The organism is Streptosporangium lutulentum (genome assembly GCF_030811455.1).
In the GTDB taxonomy this organism is placed as follows: Bacteria; Actinomycetota; Actinomycetes; order Streptosporangiales; family Streptosporangiaceae; genus Streptosporangium; species Streptosporangium lutulentum.
Genome location: NZ_JAUSQU010000001.1, coordinates 5,869,744 through 5,891,632, shown reverse-complemented (window position 1 = coordinate 5,891,632; position 21,889 = coordinate 5,869,744). Strand labels below are relative to the sequence as shown.

Annotated in this window: 20 protein-coding genes; 13 read left to right on the top strand and 7 right to left on the bottom strand. The window is 69.8% G+C overall.

Annotated features, from left to right (window positions below; translation table 11 throughout):
• Nucleotide 1: 1 nt before the first annotated feature.
• Nucleotides 2-832 carry an SDR family NAD(P)-dependent oxidoreductase gene (locus tag J2853_RS26220; protein WP_307562387.1) on the top strand — a complete coding sequence of 277 codons (831 nt, stop codon included), beginning with the start codon at nucleotides 2-4 and terminating at the stop codon, nucleotides 830-832.
• Nucleotides 833-1,036: 204 nt separating this feature from the next.
• On the top strand, nucleotides 1,037-1,828 hold the full coding sequence (locus J2853_RS26215) for an alpha/beta fold hydrolase (RefSeq protein ID WP_307562385.1): 792 nt from the start codon (nucleotides 1,037-1,039) through the stop codon (nucleotides 1,826-1,828).
• Here J2853_RS26215 and J2853_RS26210 read toward each other — a convergent pair.
• From J2853_RS26210 to mce, 3 genes are all read right to left on the bottom strand, one after another.
• Nucleotides 1,788-3,005 carry an AI-2E family transporter gene (locus tag J2853_RS26210; protein WP_307562383.1) on the bottom strand — a complete coding sequence of 406 codons (1,218 nt, stop codon included), beginning with the start codon at nucleotides 3,003-3,005 and terminating at the stop codon, nucleotides 1,788-1,790. The two genes, J2853_RS26215 and J2853_RS26210, sit on opposite strands and share 41 nt — an antisense overlap.
• A gap of 164 nt (nucleotides 3,006-3,169) precedes the next feature.
• On the bottom strand, nucleotides 3,170-4,450 hold the full coding sequence (locus J2853_RS26205; protein ID WP_307562381.1) for a DivIVA domain-containing protein: 1,281 nt from the start codon (nucleotides 4,448-4,450) through the stop codon (nucleotides 3,170-3,172).
• A 196-nt stretch (nucleotides 4,451-4,646) separates the two neighbouring features.
• Nucleotides 4,647-5,069: a methylmalonyl-CoA epimerase gene (mce, locus tag J2853_RS26200; protein WP_307562379.1), complete on the bottom strand. Its 423-nt coding sequence runs from the start codon at nucleotides 5,067-5,069 to the stop codon at nucleotides 4,647-4,649.
• Nucleotides 5,070-5,153: 84 nt separating this feature from the next.
• On the opposite strand from mce, the gene J2853_RS26195 reads away from it, so the two are divergent.
• On the top strand, nucleotides 5,154-6,341 hold the full coding sequence (locus J2853_RS26195) for an acetyl-CoA C-acetyltransferase (RefSeq protein ID WP_307562377.1): 1,188 nt from the start codon (nucleotides 5,154-5,156) through the stop codon (nucleotides 6,339-6,341).
• Nucleotides 6,342-6,343: 2 nt separating this feature from the next.
• A complete protein-coding gene (meaB, locus tag J2853_RS26190) occupies nucleotides 6,344-7,282 on the top strand; it encodes a methylmalonyl Co-A mutase-associated GTPase MeaB (protein WP_307562375.1) in 939 nt (312 codons plus the stop codon).
• 429 nt (nucleotides 7,283-7,711) lie between these two features.
• On the opposite strand, the gene J2853_RS26185 is transcribed toward meaB, so the two are convergent.
• Together J2853_RS26185 and J2853_RS26180 are read right to left on the bottom strand one after the other, a co-directional pair.
• Nucleotides 7,712-8,386, bottom strand: coding sequence for a DUF4230 domain-containing protein (locus J2853_RS26185; protein ID WP_307562373.1), 675 nt, complete (start codon nucleotides 8,384-8,386; stop codon nucleotides 7,712-7,714).
• Between the two features lie 55 nt (nucleotides 8,387-8,441).
• Nucleotides 8,442-9,896 carry a hypothetical protein gene (locus tag J2853_RS26180; protein ID WP_307562371.1) on the bottom strand — a complete coding sequence of 485 codons (1,455 nt, stop codon included), beginning with the start codon at nucleotides 9,894-9,896 and terminating at the stop codon, nucleotides 8,442-8,444.
• Nucleotides 9,897-10,187: 291 nt separating this feature from the next.
• Between J2853_RS26180 and J2853_RS26175 the strand changes: the two genes are divergently transcribed.
• The 4 genes from J2853_RS26175 (at nucleotide 10,188) to J2853_RS26160 (ending at nucleotide 15,215) form a co-directional block, all read left to right on the top strand.
• Nucleotides 10,188-10,721, top strand: coding sequence for a MarR family winged helix-turn-helix transcriptional regulator (locus J2853_RS26175; protein WP_307562369.1), 534 nt, complete (start codon nucleotides 10,188-10,190; stop codon nucleotides 10,719-10,721).
• A 173-nt stretch (nucleotides 10,722-10,894) separates the two neighbouring features.
• Nucleotides 10,895-12,562 carry a coenzyme B12-dependent isobutyryl-CoA mutase large subunit gene (gene icmA / locus J2853_RS26170; protein WP_307562367.1) on the top strand — a complete coding sequence of 556 codons (1,668 nt, stop codon included), beginning with the start codon at nucleotides 10,895-10,897 and terminating at the stop codon, nucleotides 12,560-12,562.
• Nucleotides 12,563-12,608: 46 nt separating this feature from the next.
• Nucleotides 12,609-13,550, top strand: coding sequence for a tetratricopeptide repeat protein (locus J2853_RS26165; protein ID WP_307562365.1), 942 nt, complete (start codon nucleotides 12,609-12,611; stop codon nucleotides 13,548-13,550).
• Between the two features lie 252 nt (nucleotides 13,551-13,802).
• A complete protein-coding gene (locus tag J2853_RS26160) occupies nucleotides 13,803-15,215 on the top strand; it encodes an NAD-dependent malic enzyme (RefSeq protein ID WP_307568823.1) in 1,413 nt (470 codons plus the stop codon).
• Here J2853_RS26160 and J2853_RS26155 read toward each other — a convergent pair.
• Nucleotides 15,131-15,826 carry a hypothetical protein gene (locus J2853_RS26155; RefSeq protein WP_307562363.1) on the bottom strand — a complete coding sequence of 232 codons (696 nt, stop codon included), beginning with the start codon at nucleotides 15,824-15,826 and terminating at the stop codon, nucleotides 15,131-15,133. The genes J2853_RS26160 and J2853_RS26155 overlap by 85 nt on opposite strands.
• A gap of 142 nt (nucleotides 15,827-15,968) precedes the next feature.
• On the opposite strand from J2853_RS26155, the gene J2853_RS26150 reads away from it, so the two are divergent.
• Nucleotides 15,969-16,547 carry a YqgE/AlgH family protein gene (locus J2853_RS26150; protein ID WP_307562361.1) on the top strand — a complete coding sequence of 193 codons (579 nt, stop codon included), beginning with the start codon at nucleotides 15,969-15,971 and terminating at the stop codon, nucleotides 16,545-16,547.
• On the opposite strand, the gene J2853_RS26145 is transcribed toward J2853_RS26150, so the two are convergent.
• Nucleotides 16,544-17,233 (bottom strand): TetR family transcriptional regulator, encoded by a 690-nt coding sequence (locus J2853_RS26145; RefSeq protein ID WP_307562359.1) that lies wholly within the window; start codon nucleotides 17,231-17,233, stop codon nucleotides 16,544-16,546. The genes J2853_RS26150 and J2853_RS26145 overlap by 4 nt on opposite strands.
• 153 nt (nucleotides 17,234-17,386) lie before the next feature.
• On the opposite strand from J2853_RS26145, the gene J2853_RS26140 reads away from it, so the two are divergent.
• From J2853_RS26140 to J2853_RS26125, 4 genes are all read left to right on the top strand, one after another.
• The gene (locus J2853_RS26140; RefSeq protein ID WP_307562357.1) at nucleotides 17,387-18,973 is read left to right on the top strand and encodes a DHA2 family efflux MFS transporter permease subunit; all 1,587 of its coding nucleotides are present in this window, start codon (nucleotides 17,387-17,389) and stop codon (nucleotides 18,971-18,973) included.
• Between the two features lie 250 nt (nucleotides 18,974-19,223).
• Complete coding sequence (locus tag J2853_RS26135; RefSeq protein ID WP_307562355.1) at nucleotides 19,224-19,478, top strand: DUF3039 domain-containing protein; 255 nt, start codon at nucleotides 19,224-19,226, stop codon at nucleotides 19,476-19,478.
• Nucleotides 19,479-19,697: 219 nt separating this feature from the next.
• On the top strand, nucleotides 19,698-20,498 hold the full coding sequence (locus J2853_RS26130) for a zinc metalloprotease (protein ID WP_307562353.1): 801 nt from the start codon (nucleotides 19,698-19,700) through the stop codon (nucleotides 20,496-20,498).
• Nucleotides 20,495-21,883, top strand: a complete 1,389-nt coding sequence (locus J2853_RS26125) for an MFS transporter (protein WP_307562351.1) — start codon at nucleotides 20,495-20,497, stop codon at nucleotides 21,881-21,883. Before J2853_RS26130 ends, J2853_RS26125 begins: the two co-directional genes overlap by 4 nt.
• The last annotated feature ends 6 nt before the right edge of the window (nucleotides 21,884-21,889 follow it).

The window sequence follows — 21,889 nt, the reverse complement described above, 5'->3', positions numbered from 1 at the left end:
CTTGTTCGGTTCCAGCGCGCCGCATCCGGCGGACCTGGCGATCGAGGTCACAGTCAACGAGGAGGCGGCCATGCAGGCGTTCGATCTTTCCGGCCGGAAGGCGTTCATCACCGGGGCGTCGAGGGGCATCGGACGGGCGATCGCGCTCGCCTACGCGGAGGCGGGCGCCGACGTCGCGCTCGTCTCCCGGTCGGCCGAGTCGCTGGCCGAGGTGGCCTCCGAGGTGAAGGCCCTGGGGCGGCAGGCCGCCGTCATCCCCTGCGACGTCACCGACAGGGACGCCGTGGCGGCAGCCGTACAGCGGGGGATCGAGGAACTGGGCCACGTGGACATCGTGGTCAACAACGCGGGCGGGTCCAACTTCCTCGTGCCGTTCAAGGACCTGAGGCTGGCCGGCTGGGACAAGCTGATGAGGCTCAACCTCGACTCCGCCATGGCGGTCTGCCACGCGTTCGCACCGCACCTCACCGAGCGCGGCTCCGCCTCGGTGATCAACGTGGCCTCGGTGGCGGCCAAGGGCGCCCCCTTCCTGGCGGCCTACGCCGCGGCCAAGGCCGGAGTGGTCGCGCTGACCAAGACCCTGGCCCTGGAGTGGGCCGGGAGCGGCGTGCGGGTCAACGCCCTGTGCCCCGGCTGGACCGCCACCGACCTCAACCGCAGTCTCTGGGAGGACGAGAGCGCCGGCCAGGCTACCGTCCAGACCGTTCCCATGCGCCGCTGGGGCACTCCGGAGGAGATGGCCCACCCCGCGGTCTTCCTCGCCGCCACGGCCTCCGCCTACATCACCGGGCAGGTCCTCTACGTCGACGGCGGCGCCACCGCGATGTCGTGACCTCTCCACGTCGCCGGCCGGGGTCTCCAGGTCGGCGGCGGTGTCATCGCGATGTACGTCTCCGGCCGGGCTCTCCACGGCGGTGGCGGTGTCATCGCGATGTACGTCTCCCGCCGGGTCCTCCACGGCGGCGCCGTCACGATGTCACAACCCCTTGTGAATCAAGGGGTGTCAGATGGTGAGTACGGGAATACGGTGGACGGCGTGGACCTGTACACGCGATCGGCGGGCGAGGGACTTCCGGTCGTCCTCCTCCACGCCTTCCCCCTGTCATCGGCCATGTGGCTGGCCCAGCGCGAGGGCCTGGCGACCACCTGCAAGGTCATCACCCCCGACCTGCGCGGCTTCGGCGGCTCGGTGCTGGGCGAGGACGAGCCCTCCCTCGACGTGATGGCCGACGACGTCGTGCGCCTGATGGACCGCGAGGGAATCGAGCGGGGGGTCGTCGGCGGCCTGTCCATGGGCGGTTACGTGACGATGGCCCTGTGCCGCCGCCACCCCGACCGGGTGCTGGGGGTGATCCTCGCCGACACCAAGGCGGGCGCCGACCCCGAGGCGGCCAGGTCGAACCGCGAGCGGATCGCCGCCACCGTGCTCGACAGCGGCACCTCGGTCCTGCTGGAGGAGGTGCTTCCCGGGCTGCTCGGGCAGACCACCGTACGGCGCAGGGCGATGGTGTTCGGCCGGGTGCGCGGGCTGGTCCAGGCGGCTCCGCCGGGCGCGGTGGCCTGGGCGCAGCGGGCCATGGCGGGCCGCCTGGACTCCTTCGACACCCTGCGGGCGCTCAAGGTGCCCGTCCTGGTGATCGTGGGGGAGGAGGACGAGACCTCCCCGCTCGCCGACGCGGAGGCGATGACCCGGGCCGTGCCCGACGGGCGGCTGGCCGTGATCGAGAAGGCGGGTCACCTGAGCGCGGTCGAGCAGCCCGAGGCGTTCAACCGCGCCGTGGCCGGCTTCATAGATGAGCTTGCCGGGGGATCACCACCTCGCGGATGAGCAGCGCGATCGCCGCGGCCACCGGGATGGCCAGCAGCGCGCCGACGATGCCCATCAGCGCGCCGCCGAACAGCGCGGCGATGACGGTGACCGCCGGGGCCACGTCCACCGAGCGCTTCATCACGCGAGGGTAGATCAGGTAGTTCTCGACCTGCTGGTAGACCAGGAAGAAGATCGCGCAGGCGATGCCGAGCGTTCCCGACTGCAGGAGCGCCACCACGGTCACCAGCGCCGCGCCGATCGTCGCGCCGACGAGCGGGATCAGGTCGGTGACCGCCACGATCAGGGCGAGGGCCAGCGCGTACTCGACGCCCATGATGGAGAGGAACACCCAGGTGACCACGCCCGCGATCACTGAGATCAGCAGGTTGCCGGCCACGTAGCCGCCGATGCCGTCGAGGATCTCGTCGCCGAGCGCCCGGGACCGCTCCCTGCGGCTGCTGGGCACGAGCTTGAAGAGGTAGTCCTTGATCGAGGGCAGCGAGCCGAGGAAGTACAGCGTCAGGACCAGCAGCGTGACCCCGGAGAAGAACGCGTTGAACACCACCGCGCCCGCGCCGAGCAGACCTCCCGCCACGGTCTGGGCGAGGCCGCCGCTGGTGATGTAGTCGCCGGCCCTCGTCAGGATCTGGTAGTCGCTGTCCAGTTCCTTGAGCGTGGGGTTGGCGAGCAGTTCCTGGATGTAGCCGGGGACCGCGCCGACGAACGAGGTCGCCTCCTGGGTCACCGGCGGCACGATCGCCAGGCCGAAGAGCACGAAGAACAGGATCACCGCGCCGAAGACGATCGAGATCGCCCCGCGCCGGGCCATCCGCCGCCGCTGCAGCGCCTCGACGGCCGGGTTGAGCCCCACGGCGAGGAACATCGCCACCACGACCAGGACGATCACACTGCGGGAGGTGACCAGAGCCTGGGAGAGCGCCCACGCGGTCAGCAGGCCCAGTCCGGCGGTCAGGCCGATCAGGAAGGGGTTGCTGGCCAACGGCTTGCCCGGCTCGCCGTACAGGGCCTCGTGTCCGCCGGAGGCGCGCGGCTTGCCGTGGTGTGCCGTCCTGCGTCCGTCGGGGACGTCCGGCTTCTCGTGCGCCGCGGAGGTCTCCGGCGTTCCGGAGGTCTCGGGGGAGGTCTCCGATGTGCCGGAGGTCTCGAGGGAGGTGGGCGGGGGAGGGGCAGACACCTTGGGATCGTCGGATACTTGGGACGCTTCGGGCAAGGCTGCTCCTAGCGGAGTGGAGAGGCACGCGAGACCGTGGAGACGGCGGGAAGACAAAGAGAGCCTAGCGACCGTCAGGTCACCAGGCTCTCTGTAGCCGTCGCCAACGCCCCGGAGTCAAGGCGGGCCTACTCCTGCCACCACTCCGCGTCGTCGTCCTTCGTCTCCGCCCTGGGGGGCGCGGAGACCGGCTTCTCGTTGTTGCTCGCGGCCGGGATGGCCGGCTTCGACGGGGCCGCGGTGATCGCGGGCTCCGGCTCGGAAGCCGGGAGCGGGGCGCCGCCGAGCAGCTGGCGCAGCTGCGCGAGGTGGCTGGTGATGCTGTCGCGCTGACGGGTCAGCTCGTCGACCTGGCGCTGGGCGACCGAACGGCTCCGCTCGGCCTCGGCCTTGGCCTCGGAGACGATCGACTCGGCGCTCGACTTGGCCTCGGAGACGACCTGGTCGGCGTTCTTGCGCGCGTTGGCCACCAGCTGCTTGGCGTGGTTGTCGGCCTCGCGGCGGGTCTGCTCGGCCTGCTGGGTGGCCTTGGTGGCGCGCTGCTCGGCGGTGGCCGCGCGCTGCTCGGCCTCGGCGACCAGCTTCTGGGTGGCGGCCTGCGCGGTGGCGTGGCGCTCGGCCTCCTGACGCTCGGCGTCCTCCCGGCGGGCGGCGAGCTGGATGTCGAACTCGGCCTCGTCCTGGGCGCGCTTGGCCTCGGACTCCTCCAGGACCCGCTGGGCCTGGGCGCGCATCTCGTCGGCCTGGCGCTTGGCCGTGGTGAGGACCTCGTCGCGCTCGCGCTTGGTCGAGGCGCGCAGCTGGGCGACCTCGCGCTCGGTGGTGGTGCGCAGCTTGGCGATCTCGCGCTCGGCGTCGGCGCGCTTCTCGGCCACCTCGTGGTCGGCGGTGGCCCGCAGCTTGGCGACCTCGCGCTCGGTGGTGGAGGTCAATTCGTCCGACTCGCGGCGGGCGGTCGAGCGGATCTCCTCGGCCTCGCGCTCCGCGCTGGTGCGCATCTCGTCGGCCTCGCGGGTGGCGAGAGCGCGCTTCTCGGCCGCCTCGTTCTCCGCGGCGGCGCGCAGGTCGGCGGCGTCGACCTTGGACGCGGCCTTGATCTCGTTCGCCTCGGAACGAGCGGCCTGGACCAGCTCGGTGGCCTGCTCCTCGGCGAGGCGGAGCAACTGCTCGATCCGGGCGCCGAGGCCGGAGTAGGTCGGACGTTCCTGCTCCTGCAACTGCCGCTGGGAGTCGGACAGGTCTCGCTGCAGACCCTGAAGCTGCTCTCGGGTCTGGCGCAACTCGCCATCGATTTGCTTCAGATGGTCGTGGACCTGGTGTCGGTCGTAGCCACGGAGCACCACGTCGAATTCCCGAGCGGGGGCGTCTTCAAAGAAATTGTTGAGCTGGGCATCGATGTCGGACTGCATGGAGGCTCGATCCTGGGTTGTCGAGACGGCTACACGGGCCGGACGGGGGATTCGGACATCCGAGGCGGGAGCCGTGGCGGGATCCACGTCCGGTGGTAGGCCAGCGTACTCTGGTGTCGCCGCGTTGGAGGTCTCGTCCAATTTTATGCACGACTTGTTACGTATGAACGTTTCTTGCATTTGACACGGCGTGTCTTTAATGATCTGGAGCTTGGACGAGCTCGGTGAGCATTCCTCCGACGTCTTTGGGGTGCAGGAACGCGATGGAGGACCCCATCGACCCGTGCCGCGGTTTTTCGTCGAGCAGCCGGATGCCCTTGCCGCCTATTTCCTCCAGGGCGCGCGCGACGTCCGGGACGCCGAACGCGACGTGGTGCACCCCCTCCCCGCGCTTGGCGAGGAACCTGCCGACCGGGGTGTCGGGGCTGAGCGGTTCGAGGAGCTGGATGTAGGAAGCGCCGCCGTCGCCGTCGGCGATGTGCAGCATCGCCTCCTTGACGCCCTGCTCCTCGTTGATCTCTCGTGCCACCACCGTGAGGTCGAAGGTCCGCTCGAAGAAAGCGATCTTCTCTTCCAGGTTGTGGCAGGCGATTCCCACATGATCGATGCGCATGAACATGGGTCCAACCTCCATGGTGGTCGCTCAGGTACTCATGGGTATGGTGGCAAAGTCGCCGCAAGCCCTGTCAGGGAGGCCCCTTCTATGTCTGGTTCCGTCATCGTCGCCGGAGCTCGCACACCCATCGGCCGGTTGCTGGGTTCATTGTCCGGCCTTTCGGCCGTCGAGCTCGGCGGCATCGCCATCAAGGCCGCGCTGGAGCGCTCCGGCGTCGCCCCCGACGCCGTGCAGTACGTGATCATGGGCCAGGTGCTTCAGGCCGGTGCCGGTCAGATCCCCTCCCGCCAGGCGGCGGTCAAGGCCGGGATCCCGATGACCGTGCCGTCGCTGACGATCAACAAGGTCTGCCTGTCCGGACTGGACGCCATCGCCCTGGCCGACCAGCTCATCCGGGCCGGTGAGTTCGACATCGTGGTCGCGGGCGGCATGGAGTCCATGTCGAACGCCCCCCACCTGCTGCCGGGCCTGCGCAGGGGCGTGAAGTACGGCGACGCGGGCATCGTGGACTCGATGGCCCTCGACGGCCTGACCGACGCCTACGACCAGGTGGCCATGGGCGAGTCCACCGAGCGGCACAACGCGCGACTCGGCCTGACCCGCGAGGAGCAGGACGCCTTCTCCGCCCGCTCCCACGAGCTCGCCGCCGCCGCGATCAAGAACGGCACGTTCGACGACGAGATCGTCCCGGTGTCGATCCCGCAGCGCAAGGGCGACCCGGTGCTCTTCGCCGCGGACGAGGGAGTGCGCGGCGACACCACCGTCGAGGTCCTGTCGCGACTGCGGCCGGCGTTCACCAAGGACGGTACGATCACCGCCGGCTCGGCCTCGCAGATCTCCGACGGCGCCTGCGCGGTGGTCGTGATGTCCAAGGCCAAGGCCGAGGAGCTCGGCCTCGAGTGGCTGGCGGAGATCGGCTCCCACGGCAACGTGGCCGGGCCGGACAACTCGCTCCAGTCCCAGCCCGCCAACGCGATCAAGCACGCCCTCGGCAAGCAGGGGCTCTCGGCCGCGGACCTCGACCTGCTGGAGATCAACGAGGCCTTCGCGCAGGTCGTCCTCCAGTCGGCCAAGGAGCTCGGCGTTCCCCTCGACCGGGTCAACGTCAACGGCGGCGGCATCGCGGTCGGCCACCCGATCGGCGCCTCCGGCGCCCGCATCGTCCTCACGCTCGCCCACGAGCTCAAGCGCCGGGGCGGCGGTCTCGGAGCGGCCGGGCTCTGTGGCGGCGGTGGCCAGGGCGACGCCCTGATCGTCCGCGTCCCCTCGGCCTGACCGTGGAGGTCTCCGACCTGATCGCGCGGGCGAGAGACGGTCAGCCGCGGGCCGTGGCCCGGCTGATCTCCATGGTGGAGAACGGCTCGCCCCTGCTTCGGGAGATCATGGTCGAGCTCTGCGCCGACCGGCCGCACCGGGCCCGGATCATCGGGCTCACCGGTTCTCCCGGCGTGGGCAAGTCCACCTCCACCGGCATGCTGGTCCAGGCGTTCCGCAAGCGGGACAAGAAAGTCGGCGTGCTCGCGGTGGACCCGTCCTCGCCGTTCACCGGAGGGGCGCTGCTGGGCGACAGGGTCCGCATGCAGGACCACGCCACCGACCCCGAGGTGTTCATCCGGTCGATGGCCAGCCGAGGTCATCTGGGCGGGCTGTCGTGGGCCACGCCCCAGGCGCTGCGCGTCCTGGAGGCGGCCGGGTGCGAGGTCATCCTCATCGAGACCGTCGGGGTCGGTCAGGCCGAGGTGGACATCGCCTCGCTGGCCGACACCACCGTCGTGCTGCTCGCCCCGGGAATGGGCGACGGCGTCCAGGCGGCCAAGGCGGGCATCCTGGAGGTCGCCGACGTGTTCGTGGTGAACAAGGCGGACCGCGACGGGACACAGGCGACGATCCGCGAGCTCCGCAACATGATCGGCCTGGTCGAGCGGGCGTGGAGGCCGCCGATCGTGCCGACCGTCGCCTACCGGGGCGAGGGCGCCGACGACGTGGTCAACGCCCTGGACGAGCACCTGGCCTACCTTGAGGAGTCGGGCGAACTCGCCCGCCGCCACCACGTCAGGGCTCGTGACGAGATCGAGGCCATCGCCCTCACGACCCTCCGCTCCCGCTTCGCCCACCTGCACGGCGACAGCCGCCTGGACGCCCTGGCCACCCGTGTCCTGGACACCGGCCTCGACCCCTACACGGCCGCCGACGAACTCCTGGCGGCCGTCGGCTGACCGGTCTCGGCTCTCGCCCCCGGCCCGTCTCCGTTCGAGGCCTCAGTTATTCGGCGATATTCGCGGAGCCGGGCGGAGATATGAAAGTCCGGTGGACACGATCGCGGATTTCCGGTCCCCTGGTCTCCCATTCGCCTCTTCGGGCGAATGGGAGACCAGGGGGACCGGCTGCGCTTGGTGAGGAGTCGTCCGAAAAATCTTGATGTTGGGATTTCCCCTGATCGTCTATTCGGGGGATCGCGTCGCCGCTTGATGAAGTGAGCGCCTTCTCGGAGAGAATCCGGGATCCTTGAACCCGGCGCCGGGAAATCCCGTCAAGGCTCTCCGCCGTTCTCGGCCAACGAGATCCGCGACCCGAGGTTCCGGCCGGGCGTCACCCGGACACGCCTCCCGCCGCCCGAGCGCGTCCCGCCGGTCCCGCCGGTCCCGCTAGGGCTCGTCGGCGAACTTGACGGTGACCTTGTTGAAGCCGAGGGTGCTCAGCATGCCCTGGAGCATGCTCTTGGTGTTCTGGTCGGCCCGGTTGCGCAGATCACTGGCCTGGGCGGCTTCGGCGATCTTCTTCTCGGCCAGCGTGTAGAGCTCCCGCTGGTCGGCGGGAGAGGAGGACAGGAAGTCCTCGACCCGGTCGAAGAGCCCGCGCTGCTGGGCGTAGACGTAGGAGCGCGCGTTGTCGAGGTTGGGCTTCTCGAGCTGGGCGCGCGGCAGCTTGATCGTGACTTCTTCGCGGTCGGGGGAGACGGTCAGCGCACCGCCTGTGAGGCCGCCGAAGTCCACGTAGGCGTCCACGCCGCCCGCGCCGACGAAGAGTGTCCGGCTGCCCTTGACGGCGTCGGGCAGGAAGGACGCGTCCTTCTCAAGGTCCACGATGACCTGGAAGTTGCCGGTGGCCGCCTCGAAGCGGCTGAGATTGTGAATGGACTCCAGCAGCACGGGCTGGCTGCGGTCGATCGAGGTCTCGCCGAACGGGTTGAGCCACGACCAGGTCAGCCGGGCACCCACGACAAGGATGATCACGACGACGAGCAGCCCGGCGAAGAAGCGCCAGGGGCGCCTGCGCGGCGCCTGAGGTGCCTCGGGAGGTGCTTCTGAGGGGGCTTTCACGCCGGTCTCCTTCCCTGGGCGAGCGCTTTCTCACGCGGAGCCTATGCCGATCTTGTCAGCCGCGTGGGGACGGATTCGCATCGGGTTTTCCGGAGGAGAACTTCCAGGGGGCCGACGGTGAGGCCGACGGAGGGGCCGACGGGATCGAGGGAGCGACGCCGGGCGCCCGGTGGGACGGTTCGGCCTGCGGGATCTGCGGGACCGGCGTGATCGAGGCGCCCCCGGCCCCCTGGCCGGTCTTGCCGCTCTGCCCCGGCTGCACTGTCGGACCGGTCTGCCCCGCCTGCCCTCCGAAGTGAGTGTTTTGTAGCCGGCAGTCGGTGAAGTCGGTGTAGTACAGCCGGAGCCAGTCGCGCCGCTGGTCCTCGGTGAGCCCGGAGAACCACGCGGCGGCGTACTGGTGCTCGGGGAGCGGCCCGCCGGGGAGCGGCTTGCCGCGCAGCCACGCGATCACGATGTCGCGGTATCCGCTCGCCGGGGTGTCCTCGCACTTCGTGCCGAGGCCCTCGACGAACTCGTCGGCCGCCTTTTCGGCGAATCCGGTGGACAGGTCGTCCACGTGGATCGGGACAGTCCCGGGAGCGAGGGGCGCCTGGTCGCGCCGGGGGCGTTGCTCCAGCCGGGAGAACTCGCCGGGCGTTCCCGCCAGCCGGGATGCGATCTTGATGAACGCGGTGCCGAGCTCGGGCAGCCCGGCGTGTATTCCCGGGTGCACGCAAACCATGATCGGCCATTCCTGGCAGCTGTAGACCACCTGCTGGGCGGAGCCCGGTTGCGACTCGGTGAACAGCCGGGCCAGTCCGGTCCCGGCCGCCAGGACCGCGAGCAGGGCGGCGGCCAGGACGAGTGCCTGGCGCGTCACCACCGCCGCCCAGCCGAGCAGCAGGGCGGCGCTGATTCCCAGCAACCAGAGCGTCTGGTCGGCGAAGGCCGCCGCGCTCAGTCCCTGGAACAGGTCGTACGGTTCCCGGGTGGCGGGGGTGAGCCTGTCGGCCCAGGACGGCCCGTGGGCCAGGCCGGTGAACAGGCCGTAGCAGCCGAGTCCCGCGAGCGCAGGGGTGATCGTCCATGGCAGCAGCCAGCCGGTCACCCAGCCGATGACGACGTACAGCGCCAGCCCGGCCACGCCCATGACCAGGCCGCTGGGCAGCAGCCGCCCCGCCTGCTCATTGATCATGATCCTGATCGCCAGGACCAGCACCGTGGCGGTGAAGGCGCCACCGGCCACCACCAGGACCGCCAGCGGCGCGCGCACCGCCTGCCAGGTGGTGAGGAACCGCCCGCCGGTTCCTCGCCGCCTGCGCACCGCGACCCAGGCGGCGAACGCGGCGGCCACGGGGCCGGTGAGCCGGAGCGAGCCGATCACCGCGACGATGATGTTCTCCCACGCGCTGACACCGGGAATCAGGACGCTCCACGCCGCGGCCACCCCCAGCACGAGCAGGACGGCGACCGCCATCAACCCGCTCTGCTGGAGTTCCTCGCGCGAAACGCCCCTGTGCTCACGCACCGGCGGGCGTGGAAGGGATCCACGCCGTGTCGGCCGCGCCGAAGTCCGTGTGGCGTCTGAACGCCATTGAGTTGTCGTTCACCAAGCACCCCCCGTGCCGTGAATGTGCGGAAGCCGGTCCCCTCGGCACCGGTCCGGACCGCGTCCCCCGCAGGCCGGACTGAGTCTGCGCGGCCACTTGGCCACGGCCTCACCATTCGATGTGGGAACCATAACTGAGCGTGACGTTTGGCGTCGGTGTTCTTGGTGAAGCCATCAATTTGATGACGCTACGTATATGGGCGAACCGGGATGAGGCCGCGCTACCGTAGCCCTGTGGTTACAGGTCAGCTGAATTTGCCGTTCGACCCCATCGAGCGCGCCGCGGAGACATGGCGCGTTCATTTCGGGCCTTCCTCCGCCATGGCCGCCGTCACATCGATCATGAGAGCGCACCAGATCCTGCTGTCGCAACTGGACACGCTACTTAAACCGCATGACTTGACCTTCGCTCGGTACGAGGCGTTGGTTCTGCTGACGTTCAGCAAGACAGGTGCGCTGTCACTGTCCAAGATCGGTGAGCGGCTGATGGTTCACCCGACAAGCGTGACGAACACCGTGGATCGGCTGGAGCGGGCCGGGCTGGTGCGACGCCTTCGCAATCCCCGGGACGGCCGTGGGGTGCTGGCGGAGATCACCGACCGGGGTCGCGAGGTCGTGCGCAAGGCGACCACCGATCTGACGGAAGCCGATTTCGCCATGACCATGTACGGCGAGGCGGAGCTGGAGCAGATGTTCGGCCTGTTCAGGACGTTGCGAGTGGCCGCCGGAGATTTCGAGGGCTGATGTCCGGCGCTCGTAGGGCCGTCTCGGTCCGGGCGCCGTGCTCCCCGGCCGGTGCGCCGCGAGCGGTTATCCCATCGGCGGAATCCTCGCCAAAAATTACTAGGACGTCCTAGTATTTGGCTGAGGCCACAAGCCGTGCAGGGAAGCCGCAAGCCGTACAAGGGAGTTGGCTGATGGACGCCGAGAAGATCGAGGCGGGGCGCGCGCGCTGGCAGGCGCGGTTCGACAAGGCAAACAAGCGCGACTCCGAGTTCCGGACGCTCTCCGGTCTCGACGTGGAGCCGGTCTACGGTCCCGAGGGCGATGACCCCCGTATGGAGCGCATCGGCTGGCCGGGGGAGTATCCCTTCACCCGGGGCCTGCACCCCACCGGCTACCGGGGCAAGGCGTGGACCATCCGGCAGTTCGCCGGGTTCGGCAACGCCCGGCAGACCAACGAGCGCTACAAGATGATCCTCGGCGCCGGCGGCGGCGGGCTGAGCGTCGCCTTCGACATGCCGACGCTGATGGGCCGCGACTCCGACGACCCGCGCTCGCTCGGCGAGGTCGGCCACTGCGGCGTGGCGATCGACTCCGCGCTGGACATGGACCTGCTCTTCGACGGCATCCCGCTCGGCGACACCACCACCTCGATGACGATCAGCGGCCCGGCCGTCCCGATCTTCTGCATGTACGTCGTCGCCGCCGAGCGGCAGGGGGTGCCGGTCGGCAAGCTCAACGGGACGCTCCAGACCGACATCTTCAAGGAGTACATCGCGCAGAAGGAGTGGCTGTTCACCCCCGAGCCGCACCTGCGGCTGATCGGCGACCTGATGGAGTTCTGCGCCGCCGAGATCCCGTCGTACAAGCCGCTCAGCGTCTCCGGCTACCACATCCGCGAGGCGGGCTCCACGGCCGCCCAGGAGCTGGCCTTCACCCTGGCCGACGGGTTCGGCTACGTGGAACTGGGCCTGTCACGCGGGCTGGACATCGAGGTCTTCGCCCCCGGTCTGTCCTTCTTCTTCGACGCGCACATCGACTTCTTCGAGGAGATCGCGAAGTTCCGGGCCGCGCGGCGGATCTGGGCGCGCTGGATGCGCGACGTCTACGGCGCCAAGACCGACAAGGCGCAGTGGCTGCGCTTCCACACCCAGACGGCGGGGGTCTCCCTCACCGGGCAGCAGCCGTACAACAACGTGGTGCGCACCGCGGTCGAGGCGCTCGCGGCGGTGCTCGGCGGCACCAACTCGCTGCACACCAATGCGCTGGACGAGGTCCTGGCGCTGCCCTCGGAGAAGGCCGCCGAGATCGCTCTGCGCACCCAGCAGGTGATCATGGAGGAGACCGAGGTCGTCAACGTCGCCGACCCGCTCGGCGGATCCTGGTACGTGGAGGCGCTGACCGACCGGATCGAGGCCGAGGCCGAGGCGATCTTCGAGCGGATCCGGGACATGGGGTCGGACGGGTCGATGACCTCGGGAATCCTGCGCGGCATCGAGGACGGCTGGTTCATGTCCGAGATCGCCGAGGCCGCCTTCGACTACCAGCGCAAGCTGGAGAAGGGGGAGAAGCGGATCGTCGGGGTGAACTGCCACACGGCCTCCATCGACGAGCCGCTGGAGATCCTCCGCGTCAGCCACGAGGTCGAGCGCGAGCAGAACCGCGTCATCGCCGAGCGACGCGCAGGCCGCGACCAGGCGGCCGTGGACGCCGCGCTGGCCACGATGGTGCAGGTCGCCAGGGGTGAGGGCAACATGATCCCGTCCATGCTCGACGCCGTCCGCGTCGAGGCCACCCTTGGCGAGATCTGCGACGCGCTCCGTGACGAGTGGGGTGTCTACACCGAGCCCGCCCGCTTCTGACGAGGGGGAGTCGGTGCAGTGACTGGGATACGGCAGGATTAGGGGTATGAGCCCAGCGGACTTCACTCGACCCGGATCGCTATACGGTGCCGTGGATCTCGGCGCCCGCAAGCAGGCGCTGGAGGCGCAGGCGCGGCGGGAGAGCGCCGCGCAGGAAAGCGGTGGCGTTCCGGCGCCGGTCATCGACGTCGACGACGCCAATTTCGCGACGGAGGTCGTCGAACGCTCCATGAACAGCCTCGTGCTGCTGGAGCTCACCGTGACCCGCGCCGAACAGGCGAAGGAGTACAGCCGGCTGCTGGAGAAGCTGGCCGCCGAGAACGCGGGCCGGTGGGTCCTGGCGCGGGTGGACGTCGAGATCAGCCAGCAGATCGCGCAGGCGCTCCGGGTGCAGAACGTGCCCGCCCTGTACGCCATCTTCCAGGGCCAGCCGGTGGCGGTCGTCCCCGGAATCGCCACCGAGCAGCAGCTGCGCGAGTGGCTGACCCAGCTCATGGAGGCCCTGGCCCAGTACCTTCCGCCCGCCGAGGAGAACCCCGCGGACCCCGAGGCCGAGGGGGAGCCTCAGGAACCCCCCGTCGACCCGGACGTGCTCGCCGCCGAGCAGGCCGTCGACGCCGGTGACCTCGACGGCGCCGTGGCCGCCTACGAGCGGTTGCTGGCCCGTTCGCCGAACAACGAGGACGCGAAGCTGGGCCTGGCCGGACTGGGGCTGATCCGGCGGACCCAGGACGTCGATCCCGCCGACGTGGAGCGCCGCCTGAACGACCCGGCCGACGTCGAGGCGCACCTTCTGGCCGCCGACTTCGAGATGCTCTCCGGCGAGGTGGACCGGGCTTTCGACCGGCTCGTCGACGTGGTGCGCAGGACCTCGGGCAGCGAGCGCGACAGGGCCCGGGTGCACCTGCTCGGCCTGTTCGACACGCTCTCCGCCGACGACCCGTCCATCGCCAGGGCCCGCAGGAACCTGGCCAGCGCCCTGTTCTGAGCGTCCCGTCCCGCGTGGGTCCCGGTGACCTCGCGGGGCGGCCCGCCGCCGGTCGAGACCGGCGGCGGCCCGGCCAGGCTGTCCTTCGCCGCCTGGCGGCGGGCGGTTCCCGCGTGCCGCCCACCGGGCGGGTGAGCTCGATCGTGACCGCATTGGCAGCCTCGGGTCGGCCGCCCTCGGCGCACCCACCCGTTCGGAGATGGCACGATGGAGCTATCCCAACCAAGTCAGTCGCAAAGGAGCGGATTGACTGTGGCCACCGTGCCGAGCGTGTCGTACTCCATCACCGTGCGCCTGGAGGTGCCGGCCGGCGGTAAGGCCGTCAGCCAGCTCACCCACGCAGTAGAGTCCGCCGGGGGTGTGGTCACCGCTCTTGACGTGACCACCGCCGGGCACGAGACCCTTCGCATCGACGTCACCTGCGCCGCCCGTGACACCGATCACGCCCAGGCGATCGTGGACAAGCTGGAGGGCGTCGAAGGCGTCGTCATCCACAAGGTCTCGGACCGGACCTTCCTCATGCATCTCGGAGGCAAGATCGAGATGCGGTCGAAGGTGCCGCTGCGTAACCGTGACGAGCTCTCCATGGCCTACACGCCCGGCGTCGCCCGGGTCTCCATGGCCATCGCCCGCAACCCCGAGGACGCCCGCCGCCTCACCATCAAGCGCAACACCGTCGCCGTCGTCACCGACGGCTCGGCGGTGCTCGGCCTCGGCAACATCGGCCCGGCCGCCGCGCTTCCCGTCATGGAGGGCAAGGCCGCGCTGTTCAAGCGGTTCGCCGACATCGACGCCTGGCCGATCTGCCTGGACACCCAGGACGTCGACGAGATCGTGCGGACCGTCCAGGTCATCGCCCCCGGGTTCGGCGGCATCAACCTGGAGGACATCTCGGCGCCGCGCTGCTTCGAGGTGGAGCGTCGGCTGCGCGAGCTGCTCGACATCCCGGTCTTCCACGACGACCAGCACGGCACCGCGATCTGCGTGCTCGCCGCGCTCACCAACGCGCTGCGCGTGGTCGGCAAGGAGCTGGGCGAGGTGCGGATCACCCTCGCCGGTGCCGGGGCCGCCGGTACGGCGGTGCTGCGCCTGTTGTTCGCGGCCGGCGCCCGCAACGTGATCGTCTGCGACTACCTGGGCGCGGTGCACCGCGGGCGCACGGACCTGGACGACTCGCTCCAGTGGATCGCCGACCACACCAACGCTGAGGGTTACTCCGGTGACCTGCGCGGTGCGGTCAAGGGCGCCGACGTGTTCATCGGGGTCTCGGCCCCGGGCATCCTCAACGGCGACGACATCGCCACGATGGCCCAGAACGCCGTGGTCTTCGCGCTCGCCAACCCGGAGCCCGAGGTCTCACCCGACGTCGCCCGCGAGCACGCCGCCGTGGTCGCCACCGGTCGTTCGGACTACCCGAACCAGATCAACAACGTGCTGGCCTTCCCCGGGGTCTTCCGCGGTCTGCTCGACGCCCAGGCCACCGTGGTCAGCCAGGAGATGCTCCTGGCCGCCGCCAAGGCGCTGGCCGCGGTGGTCACCCCCGAGGAGCTCGGCCCGAACTACATCATCCCCAGCGTGTTTCACCCGGACGTGTCGGGCGCCGTCGCGGCGGCGGTGCGGGAGTCGGCCGGAGGACGGGCGCGCACCGGCATGACCGAGGCGTGACCATGAGAGCGGGTGGCGGGTCGCCGGGGCCCGGGGCCGGGGTGGCGGCGCGGGCCGTACGGTGACCGCCGGGTGACGATCGGCCCGATCGGGGTCCGGCGCGGCCAGACGGCGCCGTACCACCAGAACAGGCCGCCGGTCAGCACCAGACCTCCGGCCATGGCGATCCTGCCCATCAGATCGGCGGGCGGTCCCGTGAAGGGAAGCCGCCCGCCGGTCGCGTGACGATCCGCGTGATAGCTCGTGTACTGGTAGGACCGCCGCCCCTCGCACGAGGGCTCGGCGGCGCGGTCCGCCGTGGCCCGCCGCCCCGCGACGTGTCCCTCGGTCATGGCCGGGATGTACGCCGAGGCGCCCCGCCGGGCCCCGAGGGCCACGTTCCGCTCGCCGTCCGTGTCGAGCGAGCCGTCCTGAACGGCCGGCCCGCCGCGGTGGACGGCGAAGGCGGCCCCGTCGCCGCCTCCGGAGGGCGCGACGGTCGTGCCCTTTCCTTCCCGGCAGTCGACGGGGGAGGCGGTGACATCCTTCCCCGAGAGCGAGGGCGTGTTCGCCTTGGTCGCGAGGGCCATGCCGAAGAACAGGGCGAGCACCAGCATGGACCCTTTGGACATCTGTAGCATTTTTCCCTCCGATCGCGATCTTCGCCGCCTAGAGTGTCTACCCGATCACTCTCTGTACCATAACGCGAGGTTCGAAAGATCTGAAGGAAGAGGGGAGCAGCGCGATCCGGGGTTCACCCCTCATGATGGAGGTATGGCGGAGGCGATCTACGTCGGTGGACTTCTGGTGGCGACGCCGCAACTCGACGATCCCAACTTCCGGCGCTGTGTGGTCCTGGTGCTGGAACACGATCTCGACGGCGGCACCTTGGGCGTGGTGCTCAACAGGCCGAGCGACATCGCGGTGACGCAGGTGCTGCCCACCTGGGACACCATGGTCACCGGTCCGTCCGTGTTGTTCCAGGGCGGCCCCGTCCAGACCGACAGCGCACTGGCGCTGGCCGCCGTGCCGAGCGGGCAGGAGCCACTCGGCTGGCGTCGTCTGCACGCGGGCACCCCGGCGGTGTCCAGACTCGGCACCGTGGACCTCGACGCGCCGCCGGAGATCCTCGCCGGGGAGATCGCTCAGATGCGGATCTTCGCGGGCTATGCCGGGTGGTCCGCCGGGCAGCTCGAAACCGAGATCGGCGAGGGTGCGTGGTACGTCGTGGACTCCGAGCCCGGCGACACCTTCCACCAGCGGCCCGAGTCGCTGTGGCGCGCGGTGCTCCGCCGCCAGCGCGGCGAACTCGCCTACGTGGCCACCTGCCCCGACGACCCCTCGATGAACTAGTCCCGCTTCGTCCCGACGGCGGCGTTCAGGTACACGGGCGGATCACCGTCGCCGCCGGAGGGCCGGGGACGGTCCCAGCCGGGGCGCAGGGAGCGTTCGGCCAGGGCCAGTGTCGCCTCCAGGCGGGAGGCGAGAGCGGTGAGATCGTCGACGTCCCCCGGCGGGCAGAGCTCGAAGCCCACCCTGGCCACGGTGGTGGAGAGGGCGACGACGAAGTGCGGGAGAAGGTCGTCGCCGCCGGAGCCCTCGCGCCGCGCGATCTCGGCGATCAGCCGCCGCTCGTTCTCCATCATCCGGCGCACGCTGCCGGCGAAGAGGGCGGGGGTGTTGTCGATCACCTCGCGGGCCTTGAGGAACCTCGCCCTCTCGGCGGGGTCCTCCTCCTCCAGGGCGGTGACCATCGCGCGCACGGCGTGTGAGAGCGCAGTGAAGGGCGGCTCCTCCCCGGGACGGCAGGCGAGCTCGGCGAGCATGGCCTCCTGTCCGTCGGCCGGCGGGGAGAGGGCGACGTCTTCCTTGGTCGCGAAGTAGCGGAAGAACGTGCGCGGCGAGACGTCCACGGCAGCCGCGATCTGGTCGACGGTCGTCGCCTCGTACCCCTGCTCAAGGAACAGGTCGAGGGCGGCGTCGATGAGAGCCAGTCGCGTCTTCTGTTTCTTGCGCTCGCGTAGGCCGGGCTGACCCATGCTTGTCACCTCTTCGAAACATGAAGTTCACATTCTGCCATATGTCATGATCTGCCGCATAAAAGGATTTGTCACATGTCATGAGCTGCCATAAGTTACCTCGGGTTGACGCCCCATGCGGGGCAGATCGTGATCACGAGGGGGACCCTTTCCATGGCACAGGCCAAGACGGTGGCCGCACCACCGCCGTCGCATCCGGGCACGTCGTCCAGGCAGGGTCATCCGTGGCTCACGCTTCTCGCGGTGTCGCTCGGCGTGATGATGGTGATGCTCGACGGCACCGTCGTCTCCATCGCCAACCCCGTGATCGGCAAGGAGCTCAACGCCTCCCTCGCCGACCTGCAGTGGGTGACCAGCGGCTATCTGCTCGCGCTCGCGGTGTTCCTGATCACGGCCGGCAAGCTCGGCGACCTGTTCGGGCACAAGCGGATCTTCGTGATCGGCATCGCCGGCTTCGCGCTCACGTCCCTCGCCATCGGCCTGTCCGACTCCATCACCTGGCTGATCGCCTTCCGGGTGCTCCAGGGACTCTTCGGCGCGCTGCTGCAGCCCGCCGCGCTCGCGCTGCTCCGCGCCGCCTTCCCCGCCGAGAAGCTGAACATGGCGATCGGCGTCTGGGGAGCGACGATCGGCCTGTCCAGCGCCGCCGGCCCGTTCGTCGGCGGTCTCCTGGTGGAGAACGTGAGCTGGCAGTCGGTCTTCTTCGTCAACGTCCCCGTCGGCGTCGTCGCCCTGATCGTCGGCATCCTCGTGGTCAAGGAGAGCAAGGCCGCCGCCCTGTCCAGGGTCGACTGGCTCGGCGTGGTGCTGCTCTCGGGCGCGATGTTCTGCCTGATCTGGGCGATCATCAAGGCTCCCGAGTACGGCTGGGGCGACGCCAAGACGCTCGGCTTCCTGGTCGCCGCCGCGCTGCTCGGCGCCGGGTTCGTCTACTGGCAGACCAAGGCCGCCGAGCCGCTGATCCCGCTCAGCCTGTTCAGCAACATCTCGGTCGCGGTCGGCACGGTCCTCATGATTCTGATGGCGTTCTCGATGTTCGGCGCGATGTTCTTCCTCACGTTCTACTTCCAGGGCGTGCACGGGCTCTCGCCGCTCGAGTCGGGCCTGCGGATGCTCCCGATGAGCGCCGGCATGATCGTCGCCTCACCGCTGGCGGGCATCGCGATCGGCAAGCTCGGCCCGAGGATCACGATCTCCGCGGGCATGCTGATCACCGCCGTCTCGATGTTCCTGCTCTCCCGGCTGGGGCTGGAGGCCGGTTATCTGGACAGCGCGATCCCGTTCGCCCTGCTCGCCTTCGGCCTGTCCCCGGTGATGGTCGGCGCGACCGAGATCATCGTGGGCAACGCCCCCGAGGAGCTCAGCGGTGTCGCGGGCGGCGTGCAGCAGTCGGCGATGCAGGTCGGCGGCTCGGTGGGCACCGCGGTGCTCGGCGCGATCGTCGCGGGCAAGGTGGCCGACGTGCTCCCGGGCTACTGGGCGGACGCCAAGCTGCCGGCGCTCTCCGCCGGCCAGCTGGAACAGGTCCAGCAGGCCGCCTCGTTCGCCGAGGCCGGCGCCGCTCCCGGGACGCCCGAGCCGGTCATGCGGGCCATCGAGGGCGTCGTTCACCTGTCCTTCCTGGACGGCATGCACGTCGGCTTCACGGTCAGCACGGCGGTCGCCGTACTCGCGGCGCTGCTCGCGCTGTTCGTCAAGGCGGGCCGCAAGAGCGACGGCCCCGTGGTCCACATGGGCTGACCGCTCCTCGCGCGCGGCCGCGGCGCTCCTCGAAGGACCCGGGTCCTTCGAGGAGCGCCGCGACCCTTTCCTTCGCGGCTCCCACCCCCGGGTGGGAGCCGCGGCCGTTCACGGGGACGATTCGGAGATCTGCGCGAAAATTCCGCCCACCCCGCCTGCCTGGGACGTCGTGCGGGACGGCGTCACCCGCACGCGACCTCGGCGAGTACCGGCGCCGGAACCGTGGTGACGCGGGCTTAAAATCAGCAGGATGAGCACGAAGATTCTCCCAGAGACCGAGAGCGACGTCCGGCCGGACCTGTCGCACGGCGACGGCGACCACGAGCGGTTCGCCCACTACGTCGAGAAGAACAAGATCATGGAGAGCGCGCTCAGCGGCACTCCGGTGCGCGCGCTCTGCGGCAAGGTCTGGGTGCCGAACCGCGACCCTCAGAAGTTTCCCGTCTGCCCCGAGTGCAAGGAGATCTACGGAGGGCTGCCCAAGGGCGAAGACAACAAGGAGTGAGTGTTGTTCATGGGTGATCGCCACCGATGAGGCTACGGTCGGGATGTCGCTGGGGAGCGGCGACCGATCAGTAGGTGTGACTTCTCGGGGGAGTTCATGGTCCGGCGTGCCATCGCCGTCATCTCGGTATGCCTGTTCACAGCGGGCGCCGCTCCTCCCATCCCCACCTTGGCGTCCGCTGTGCCTGGTATGTCAGAACCGCCCGGATGTGTTCGCGCGGTGCGGAGCACGGCTCCCGGACGAAGGTCCGAGCCGCACACGCCGCCCCGGGTGGAGGCGGCCGAGACGCTCGCCGACGCGACGCCACGCGTGCCGGGGTCGAACGAGCCCGGGGCCTCCGTCGTCATCCCCACCTGGGTGCACGTCATCACCGACGGTCAGCTGGGGGCGTCGGACGTCGCGGCGCGCAACCAGGTCGCCACGCTCAACGCCGCCTACGCCGGGCAGTTCGGCGGGGTGGACACCGGCGTCCGGTTCAGGCTCGACGGTCTCACCCGTACCACCAACGCGCTCTGGTTCCGCGACCCGATCACCAACGAGCGGGCCATCAAGCAGATGCGCAAGGGCGGTCCGGAGACTCTCAACCTCTACATCGCCCAGCTCAGCGAACTGGTTCTCGGCTACTCCACCTACCCGCTCTGGTACAAGGACGAGCCCAAGCTCGACGGTGTGGTCATCGACTGGCGCACCCTGCCCGGCGGATCGCTGCGCAGCTTCGACCGCGGGTTCACGGGGGTCCATGAGATCGGCCACTGGCTCGGGCTGCTGCACACCTTCGAGAACGGCTGCACCTCGCCGGGCGACGGGATCGCCGACACCTCACCCCAGGGCTCGGCCACCGACGGCTGCGTGATCGGCAAGGACACCTGCGAGGACGACGGGGCGGACCCGATCCACAACTTCATGGACTACTCCGACGACCGCTGCATGTCGGAGTTCACCGCCGGTCAGGCGCTCAAGATGCAGGAGACGTGGTCCACCTACCGGAGTCTGAAGGCGGACATTACCCTTAACCGGTGACAGCACCGAAGACACTCGACACTCCATACGCACCCCCACGGATCTTCGGTCCCGAATACCGTACGGCGTCCCTGGGCATATTGCTCGTCGTCACACTGATCGCGTTCGAAGGCATGTCCGTCGGCGCCGTGATGCCCGCCGTCTCCAAGGATCTCAACGCGCTCGACCTGTACGGCATGAGCTTTTCGGCCTTCCTCATCGCCGGCCTGTTCGCCAACGTCGTCACGGGACTGTGGTCCGACCGGCGAGGCCACGCCCTGCCCTTCCTGCTCGGCGTGAGCCTGTTCGTGGTCGGAATGGCCATGGCGGGCGCGGCCGGGTCCAAGGAACTGTTCATCCTGGCGCGCGCCGTACAGGGACTGGGCGGCGGCGCGGTCATCGTGGCGATCTACGTGATGATCGTGCGGGTCTACGTCCCCGACGCCCGGCCCAAGGTGTTCGCCGCGCTGTCGGCCGCCTGGGTGCTGCCGGCCCTGATCGGACCCGGCGTCGGCGGGATCATCGCCGAGACGGTCGGCTGGCGGTGGGTCTTCTACGGCATCGTGCCGCTGGTGATCCCGGCCATGGTGATGCTCCTGCCCGCGTTGCGCACCGGACGGGGACCGACGCCCGAGCCGGGGACGGGCCCCCGGTCCCGGCCGCTGGCGATGACCCTGTCGGCGGCGGCCGCGGCGGCCGGCGCCGGGGTGCTGCTGTACGGCGTGGACCGGCTGCACCTCCTCCCGGTGTCCAGCGGGATCATCGCCGCCGCCGGACTGGTCGGGCTGGCCGTGGGCCTGCCGAGGCTGCTGCCCCCGAAGGCGCTCAGGTTCGGCCGGGGTCTGCCCACCACGGTCATGATGCGCGGCGTGCTCGCCGCGGCGTTCTTCGGGGTCAACGCGTTCATCCCGCTGTTTCTCACCGAGGTGCGGGGCTTCTCGGTCCTGGAGGGAGGGATCGCGCTCACCATCGGCGCCCTGGGCTGGACGGCCGGTTCCTACCTGCAGACCCGTCGCGTCTACGACCGGCCCCTGCTGGTACGGCTCGGCGCCACGGCGGTCACCACGGGAATCCTGCTGACGTCGCTCGCGCTCGTCCCCGGGATCACCGGATGGATCGTCGTGCCCGCCTGGGTCGTCGCCGGATTCGGCATGGGCATCGGCGTCACCAGCGTCAACGTGACGGCGATGCTCCAGTCGCCCGACGCGGAACAGGGCGCGAACTCCGCGGCCCTCCAGGTCGTCGACACCCTGGGCAGCGCGCTCACGATCGGGTTCGGCGGGGTCCTGGTCAACCTGGTCGGCCACGACGACATCTCCACCGGCTACACCACGATCGTCGTCCTGATGTCCGCCGTGGCACTGCTCGGGGTGATCGTCGCCGGACGCATGCGAGACACCTCCTGACTCATT